This window comes from Streptomyces sp. NPDC050388 (assembly GCF_040655635.1).
GTDB lineage: Bacteria > Actinomycetota > Actinomycetes > Streptomycetales > Streptomycetaceae > Streptomyces.
This window is the reverse complement of the sequence record NZ_JBFAKH010000025.1, coordinates 16,873-25,062: the sequence shown is the minus strand read 5'-3', so window position 1 is coordinate 25,062 and position 8,190 is coordinate 16,873. Positions and strand designations below refer to the sequence as shown.

The following is an 8,190-nucleotide window of genomic DNA, read 5'->3' as shown; positions in this document are numbered from 1 at the left end:
CACACCAGCAGCCCGTTGCCACCCACCCGTTCGACCCGAGAGAGCGAGACCGACAGACATGGACGAGAACACCCGCTACCAGGTGCTGCGCAACGACGAGGAGCAGTACTCGCTGTGGCCCGTGGACGTCGAGGTGCCCGCCGGCTGGCAGCCCGTCGGCAAGGAGGGCACCGAGGCGGAGTGCTCCGCCTACGTCGACGAGGTCTGGACCGACATGCGCCCGCGCAGCCTGCGGGAGCGCATGGAGAACGCCGAAGCCTGACGCGTCCCGCGCAGCCACGAAGCGCAGGCCGGGGTGCCTCCTGTACCACCGCACCCCGGCCTCGGCCCCGTCCGTCCGCCAGCCCGTCCCGAGGAGCCGTCATGACACCGGTCCTGCACACCGAACGACTCACGTTCCGGCCCTACCGCCCCGAGGACGAGGACGTCTTCGTGGCCCTGCTGCGCGACGAGGAGGTCTGCCGCTGGATGGGCCAGGAACGCGTGCCGGAGGCCGACCTCCGCACGCTGTTCCGCGCCATCCTCACCGAGGTCTACCCGAAGCGCAGGTTCGACGTGTGGGGACTGTGGTGCGAGGAGGTCTACGTCGGCCACGCGGAGGTGAAGAAGACCGGCAACGTCGACGGCCACGAACTGATCACCGCCCTCGCCCCCGGGTACTGGGGCCGGGGCCTGGGCACCGAAGTGATCCGCGGCCTGCTCCGCCACGCCGCCGACAACCTGGGCCTGAAGGAGGTCTACGGCATGGTCGGCGCCGACAACACCGCCAGCCTGGCACTGTGCCGCCGCCTGGGCACCCGACACGTGCGCGACGTGGTCGGTGACGACGGCACGGTGACCAAGATGGTGGTGATCTCCACGACGGACCCGGACTGACGCCGGGAGCAGGACCGGAACGGCAGGGTGCCGTCCCCGCGCCCCGGTCCGGCTCCGCGCCCTGAGCTTGAGATTCAACCTCGCCGTTCGAACACGACCTTCTGCCGTGTCGGCTGGGTGCTTTCGCCCGGTTCGATCCCGCTGCGGGCGCGTTGATCGCGCCTGAAAGCGCCGGTCAGAGGTGTTCGAATCTGCTGGGTTGAATCTCAAGCTGAGGGGTGGGCACGGCCGGTCGGCCGAGCCGCCCCGTCGTGGCCGGATCCGGGAGGGTACGCGGGCCCGCACTGGTCCGCGCCGAACGGTCGGTTCAGGCGGCGTGTGGCAGGAACGGACTCGGAGCTCCGCTCCACGTGACACTCAGCGCTTCGCGAGCGCGCGTGCAGGCGACGAAGAGGAGGCAACGTTCCCGGAGCAGGTCGGCGTCGTGCTGCAGTGGGTCCGCCTCGCGCGGGGTGACCTCCCGGGCGAACGGGACGGCGCCCTCGTCGACGCCGAGGACGGACACCGCCCGGAACTCCAGCCCCTTCATCGCGTGCATCGTCGCCAGCCGTACCCCCTCGGCACCCTGGGGGGTCTGTCCCTTGACCCGCAGCACCGGGACACCGGCGGCCCTCAGTTTCTTCTCGGCCGCGTCCAGGGAGAGGTTGAAGCGTGCGCACACACCGATCTCGTGCGGTGCGAGGCCCTTGTCGAGCAGCGCCCGGACCCGGTCCACCAGGGCCTCGGTCTCCTCCTGCCGGGTCGCGTACCCCTGCGCCTGGGGGCGGCGCCCGCGGAGCAGGGAGCGGTACCCGGCCAGCGAGTCCGTCCCCTCACCTTCGAGCGCTTCGACGGTGACGGGTGCGAGGAGCCGCGCCGACCAGGCGAGGATCTCCTCGGTGGAGCGGTAGTTGACGCGCAACCGGAAGCTGCGGCCGGCCGTGGCGATGCCCAGGGAGCCGAGCGACACCCGTGAGTCGTAGATCCGCTGGTGCGGGTCGCCGGTGACGAACAGGTCGTCGGGGCCGGGGGACACGGCGGCGCGCAGCACGCGCCACTGGGCGGGGTGCAGGTCCTGTGCCTCGTCGACGACGACATGGGCGTAGGGAGCCGGTTCCTCGGCGAGGAGTTCCGCCGCGCGGGCGCAGACCCTCAGGTGTGTGGTCTCGCCGCGGTCGCGCAGGAACCGCTCGAACCGCTCCACGCCGCTCCACACCTCCCGGCGGCGCGTGGGACCGAGACCGGTGCCGCGGCCCCGGCGGCTCGCACCGAGGTAGGCGTCGAGGTCGCGCAGGTCCTGGCCGAGCACGACGTGCCGGTACTCCTGGGCCAGGAACCGGTCGGTGAAGGGCAGACCGAGCTGCTTGACGGCCTTCTCCCACAACTGCCGCTGTTCCCGGTCCCCGATCGGCTTGGGCGCGGCCGCCGACTTCGCGCGCACGACGCCGTTCGCGTAGGCGTCGACCGTCGTCACGTCGACCCGCGCCAGCAGCTTCTCGTCCTCGTCGAGGAGCAGGCCGAGCATCTCGTGCAGTCCGGCGGCGAGCGCGTTCGTGTACGTGGTGAGCAGGACGCGGCCGTCGTCGGAACGGCCGAGCAGGTGCTTGACCCGGTGCAGGGCGGCCACCGTCTTGCCCGTCCCGGGGCCGCCGGTGACCTGGACGGGACCCCCGTACGAGGTGCGGTGGGCAACGCGCCGCTGGGAGGGATGGAGGAAGACCCGCCAGGCCGCGAACGGCTTCTCCAGGACCTCCTCCAGCTCCTGCGGCCCGGTGACCAGGCGGATGCGTGCGGGAGTGTTGGCGATCACCGTGGCCAGGTCCTCGACCGGCTCGGCGGGCGCGTCGGCCGGTCGGCGGACGGCCACGACGTCCCGGTAGACCTCTTCCGGGCCGAAACCCTCGGCGAGGTACTGCAGCACCTCCAGCTGATCCTCCGGCAGGAGCGTGGAGAACGCTTCCAGTTGGGCCTTGTCGACCAGGGAGCGCGCGGCGCGCAGCACCTGGTCGTCGATGCCGAGCTCGCGCAGCGTGCCGTCGGAGACGTCCGCGAACAGCAGCCGGGGAGCCGTGCGTGCGGCCGTTTCGTACAGCGGTGTCAGCTCGTCCAGGGCGACGGCGTTGCGTACCTCCAGGGCCCGGGTCGCGGAGTTCGCGCTGTACAGGCGCTTCGCCGCCCAGGTGTAGGCGTCGTCGTGCGGCAGGACGTTGACCAGCAGGAACATGTCGCTGCCGTCATCGGGGGCGAGGACGACGCCCCGCCAGAAGTCGGTGATGCGTATGGTGCGCATCCGCGGGTCACGGGCGTTCTGGACGGACTCCAGGTGCAGTCCCTTGTCCGCGTTGAGTTCGGCGACGCTCATGGCCTGGAACTTCGCCATGGCCTTGCGCACTCCGGCTCGGACCGGCTTCTCCAGGGTGTCGTAGCCGTCCCAGAAGCTCTGGGCGAAGGCGAGCCGGGGCATGAGGGCACTTCCTTTCCGCCTGGCGGCGTTTCATGATCGGGGATGTGGGGCGTCAGCGGCCAGCCGTCCGGCGATCCCCCGGAGAGCCGACAGCAGCTGTGCCGGCGTGCGGGAGAGGTCGAGACCGTGCTGATACAGCCGTACTGCCTGTCCGTCCGGCCCTGCCGCCGTGCCGCGCACCTCGTGGAAGCGCTCGGGCTGCCGTCCGGCCGCGTACACCAGGTGCGCCTCGCGCAGACCGAGCACGGTGGCGTACGCGAGCGCCTGGTACAGGTCGGCGTTGAGGAGTCCGTCGGCCTTCTCGACCTTGTACTTGGCGTCGACGACGGCGAGCGGGGTGCGGCCGTCGCCGGTGCGGACGACGAGATCGGGGCGCATCCGCACGAGACCCGCGGTGTCGAGGTGGTGGAGGTCCTGGAGGCGTGCGGTCAGCCCGTGCTCCCGAAGGGCCTCGCGCAGGGCGACGGTGACGAAGTCCTCGAACAGCTTGTTCATGTCGAGCAGGAAGCCGTCCACGGCGAGCGGTTCGAACCCGGGGGCGGGGGCCCGGTGTTCCGGCGAGGAGCCGCGCAGGACGGCCTCGGCGAGCCGGAGTGCGGGCTGGTAGCGGGAGTTGAGGCGCGACGGCTGCCAACGCGGCAGCTCCTGCCCCCGTACCAGCGGCAGGGCGTCGGCGAGACGGACGCGCTGATGGGCCAGGCGCCGCCGGACGGGACCGGGAACACCGGGCAGCCGCAGCAACCGCTCGGCGGCGGCGTGCAGGATGCGGTTCTCGGCGGTGTCGGCGGTGTACGCGTCGTAGGAGATCTCCACGGGCGGGGTGCGGCCGAAGTGCCGCCGGATCTGCTCGGCCTCGCGCAGCCGCCCGCGCACGACCAGCGCGGACTCCTCCACCTCCCGGTAGCCCTGGAGGACCCCCCGCCGCAGCGCCGCGTCGATCTGCCGCTCCACGGCGTGCGCGAGCGCGGGGACGACATCGTCGTACGCGCCGGTGTCGACGGTGCCCTCCCGGCTGTCGCGCCAGGCGCGTGCGGGATCGAGGCTGAACCCGAGCAGGAAGAACAGCCGGCTCACCGGGGTCTTGGGTGTGATCCGTATGACCGGACCGCCGGGCGTGCTGCGCACGGCGCCGACCCGGCTGCCCGCCCGCAGCAACCAGTGCCCGTCCCGGCCGGGGTCCGGGGCCGCGCTCTCCAGGATGCCGGAGGCGGCAAGGGTCCGCCCGGCCGCGGCGTCCAGCGGGACGGAGACGGCAGGCCCGTACTCGCGCAGCGCCACCTCGGGCACGGACACGGGCACGGTCACGGTCACGGAAGCTGCTCGCGCAGCGCGTCGAGGCCGTAGCGGGCGGCGACGTCGATTCCTTCGCCGTAGTGGTGCTCCTCGAGCAGCGGCAGGATCTTCGTGCGCCAGGTCCGTTCGAGACCGCCGTCGCGGTAGGCACCCGGCTTCATCAGATACGAAGGTCCGACGGCGAAGTCGGCGTCGTCCATACGGGCGTTGAGGGCGTCGAGGAGACGGGCGGGCTCCAAGTCCCTGCCCTTGCGCTTCAGCCAGCGTGCGAGCAGTCCTGCGGTCGGCTCGGTGCGCGGGGACAGCTCCACGAACGCGAAACGGCGCCGCATCGCCGCGTCGACCAGCGCGATCGACCGGTCGGCGGTGTTCATCGTGCCGATCACGAAGAGGTTGGGCGGCAGTGGGAAGTCGTCTCCGGAGTAGGTGAGACGGACGGACCGGTCCCGGTACTCCAGGAGGAAGTACAGCTCGCCGAACACCTTGCCAGGTTGGCACGATTGATCTCGTCGATGATCAGGAAGTGCGGGACGTGCCGGTTGCCCTCGCGGGAGGCGAGATCGGCGAGCTCCCGCAGCGTACCCGCCGTCAGCCGGAACGCCACCTCCCTCGTCTCCGGGTCCTCCGCGGGCCGGAACCCCTCGAAGAAGTCCTCGTAGGCGTACGACGGGTGGAACTGCACGATCTTGACCTGCTCCGGGCCGCCGCCGAAGTACTCGGCCAGCTTCATCGCCAGGTACGTCTTGCCCGTGCCCGGCGGGCCGTAGAGCACCATCTGCTTCTCGTCGAGGAGGAGTTCGCGCATCTCCTCCAGCCAGGCCCGGTCGTGGACGAGGAGGTCGGCGGCGAGTGCTTCGGTGATGTCCGGCAGGGTCAGCTCCCGTTGCGCCGGCCGTTCCGCGGCGGGGCGGTCGCCGGTGCCGTCGGCCGCCGTCGGGTCCACAGGCCCCGTACGCCCGGTGAGCCCGTTCAGTGCGTCCAGGACACCGGTCAGATCGACCACGTCGTGCTGCACGGACAGTTTCTGCTGCACCTCCTCCGGCAGCTCCTCGTACGCGTGGCTGTCCGCCTGCCAGGCGACGGTCCGGCGCAGATTGGACAGCCCGCCCGGCGACGCGTTCTGCACGGCCTCCCCGGTGATCTGCCCGACGTGCAGTCGGCCGTCGCCGATGGTGGCCACCGTGTCGCCGACGCGCATCTGCGTCAGGAAGGCGTGCAACTCGTCGACCAGGCCATGCTTCTGGTGGTACGAGGCCGCCCCCTCGTACCCCTCCTCGACGAAGCGGCGCAGCGCGCTCTTGGTCGGATCGGCCTCCTCCAAAGGCGGCAGGTGCGCGCCCGCGAGCGAGACGAACCCCTCCTCCAGCCACAGCCGCCGCACCAGGTTGTGCCCCGAGACGTTGGACCCGCGCACCAGCCACGCCTTGCGCGGGGCGCGCCAGCCGGTGGACAGGTAGTCGCCGAGCGGGTGGCCCTCGACGGTGCGCCAGGACTCCGGGCCGGAGGCGTCGTAGCCGTACACCAACGCGGCGGCGGCCGAGGAGGAGTTGCACTCGATGTCCCGGGCCACCATCCAGCGCGGCGGTGTCTGCGGCCGGTCCGGATCGACGAGCGCCCCGCTCGCGCGCAGCTCCGCGCGGAACCGGCGTGCGTGGTCGCCGAGCCCGGGCCACGCCTCGGCGGCGACCGTCGAGCCTGCCTGGAGGAGGAACTTGTACGTGCCGTTGCCGCCGAACTCGGTGAGCAGGTGCCCACGCGCCTCACCGCTGTTTTGGGAGAGCTTGATGCGGAACTCGGGAGTGCCGGGGAGGAGATCGGGCTGCGGCATGGGTGGCCCTCCGGGTGGGGCGAGGTCTGCAGAGCATCGCACACCTTACCTGTTGACGTTGTCAATCGCTTCATGCCTATAGATGAAAAGATTCGATCAACATGTTGACGATGTAAACGAGTTGACTCTATGTTGTGAATGTATCCGGTCGGCTCTTTCGGGCGGAACTGGCGCTTGGTCGTCGAAGTGGGGGCGCTATGGGTGGGAAGCCGATGACTGAAGCCGAGCGGCACGTGATCGAGGCGGAGTTGCCCTCCGTCATCGAAAGGCTCAAGCGCTGCGCGTCTCGTGCGGGAGTCGTCAGTCAACGGGCCTTCGTCCTGGAAGCGGAGAGGCTCGGACTCACGACCGACGAGCAGCAGCGAAGGCTCCGCAACGGGCTCGCCACTGTCGGCCTCCGTGTGAGGCCCTCGCGCCGGGGGCGGGCGGACCACCGCCCCGTGTCCGCCTCTGGCCTCGAGACGCGTGCTGCGGTCCCGTCGGCGAGGGTGTCTGCCCCGCCGATCGCCCCTGAACCCGGGCCTGTTGTCGCCGGAGCAGCCGAACGCCTGGCCCAGGCCCGGCGGATGATGGCCCGTTACGCCGACGCCGACGGCGCCGTCGGCAAGCTCGCCCACGACGGTGTGGTGCGGCTCCACGGGCTCGGCCCTGCCGAAGCGCGTGAGCTGACCGCCGACTTCCCGATCACCCGTCCCCGCCCGCTCGGCGCGTCCGTCCGGACGGTGACAAGCACTCCGAGCCTGCCCGCGGTGTCCGAGTCTCCGGCGTCGAGCACCGCATCTTCGAAGTCGCCGGTCGGCAAGAAGCGCGCCCGTTCCCCGCTCTCCGCTGTGGACGACGGGCTGTCCGGCGCCGTCCGCGCGGCGCGGGCCGTGATGGAGGAGGACCGGTGGCGCCGGAACCCGGGCAAGGTGGTGCTCAAGGCGGAAGAGGAAGTGGGGCTGGCCGTTCTTCTCCGGGGCGGTGCCGACCGCCTCGGCCGCGATGTCCCGGCGGAGGAGATCGCGGCGCTGCCCCGGGACAGCGAGCGGTGGCGCGCTTACGAGTGCCTCGTCCGGCACAACCAGCGGCTCGTGTGGAAGATCGCGCTGGGCTACCAAGAGCGCGGACTGGACATCGAGGACCTCGTCCAGCACGGAACGATCGGACTGCTGCGCGCAGTTCGCAGGTTCGACGCCACCAAGGGCTACAAGCTGTCGACCTACGCGACGTGGTGGATCAAGCAGGCCATCACCCGGGCCATCGCCGACGAGGGCACCCTGATCAGGCTTCCCGCACACATCCACGAGAAGGTCAGCAAGGTCGCTGTGGCCGAGCGCAAGCTCCTGGGCGAAGGCCGCCCCAGGACCATCGACAACGTGGCCTACGCGACCGGTCTCACCTTCGCCGAAGTGGAAAAGGTGCGCAAGATCAGCAGGCCCACCGACTCCCTGGACCGGATCATCGGCGACGACATCGCACTCGGTGACCTGATCATCGGGCCGAGTCGGCTGCCCGGACCTCCCGTCGTGCTGATCCGCAAGGAGCTTCAGGCGCGCCTGCGGCACGTCCTGGAGCACCTTTCCGAGCGTGAGCGGTACGTCCTTGTCCGGCGCACCGGTCTCGACGGTGACGAGCCGGACACGTTGGAGGGCATCGGCGCCGTCTTCGGCGTCACCCGCGAGCGCATCCGCCAGATCGAACCTAAGGCCAGGGCGAAGTTCCGTGGCCAGCTGATTCGTCACGGGATGATCCCGTCGCACCTCTGAAC

General features: G+C 70.9%; 5 protein-coding genes and 1 pseudogene. 3 read left to right on the top strand and 3 right to left on the bottom strand.

The window, feature by feature from the left end:
- Nucleotides 1-58: 58 nt before the first annotated feature.
- A complete protein-coding gene (locus AB0I73_RS16645; protein ID WP_042166983.1) occupies nt 59-262 on the top strand; it encodes an MbtH family NRPS accessory protein in 204 nt (67 codons plus the stop codon).
- 101 nt (nt 263-363) lie between these two features.
- Nucleotides 364-876: a GNAT family N-acetyltransferase gene (locus AB0I73_RS16640; RefSeq protein ID WP_363037929.1), complete on the top strand. Its 513-nt coding sequence runs from the start codon at nt 364-366 to the stop codon at nt 874-876.
- A 307-nt stretch (nt 877-1,183) separates the two neighbouring features.
- Here the strand turns inward: AB0I73_RS16640 and AB0I73_RS16635 are convergent, their stop codons facing one another.
- The 3 genes and pseudogenes from AB0I73_RS16635 to AB0I73_RS16625 all read right to left on the bottom strand — a co-directional run bounded on the left by AB0I73_RS16635 (nt 1,184) and on the right by AB0I73_RS16625 (nt 6,440).
- Nucleotides 1,184-3,319: a UvrD-helicase domain-containing protein gene (locus tag AB0I73_RS16635; RefSeq protein WP_363037927.1), complete on the bottom strand. Its 2,136-nt coding sequence runs from the start codon at nt 3,317-3,319 to the stop codon at nt 1,184-1,186.
- A 30-nt stretch (nt 3,320-3,349) separates the two neighbouring features.
- Nucleotides 3,350-4,624 (bottom strand): restriction endonuclease, encoded by a 1,275-nt coding sequence (locus AB0I73_RS16630; RefSeq protein WP_363038003.1) that lies wholly within the window; start codon nt 4,622-4,624, stop codon nt 3,350-3,352.
- A gap of 2 nt (nt 4,625-4,626) precedes the next feature.
- Nucleotides 4,627-6,440, bottom strand: a pseudogene (locus AB0I73_RS16625) (DUF4357 domain-containing protein).
- Between the two features lie 488 nt (nt 6,441-6,928).
- On the opposite strand from AB0I73_RS16625, the gene AB0I73_RS16620 reads away from it, so the two are divergent.
- A complete protein-coding gene (locus AB0I73_RS16620; protein WP_363037925.1) occupies nt 6,929-8,188 on the top strand; it encodes a sigma-70 family RNA polymerase sigma factor in 1,260 nt (419 codons plus the stop codon).
- Nucleotides 8,189-8,190 lie beyond the last annotated feature (2 nt).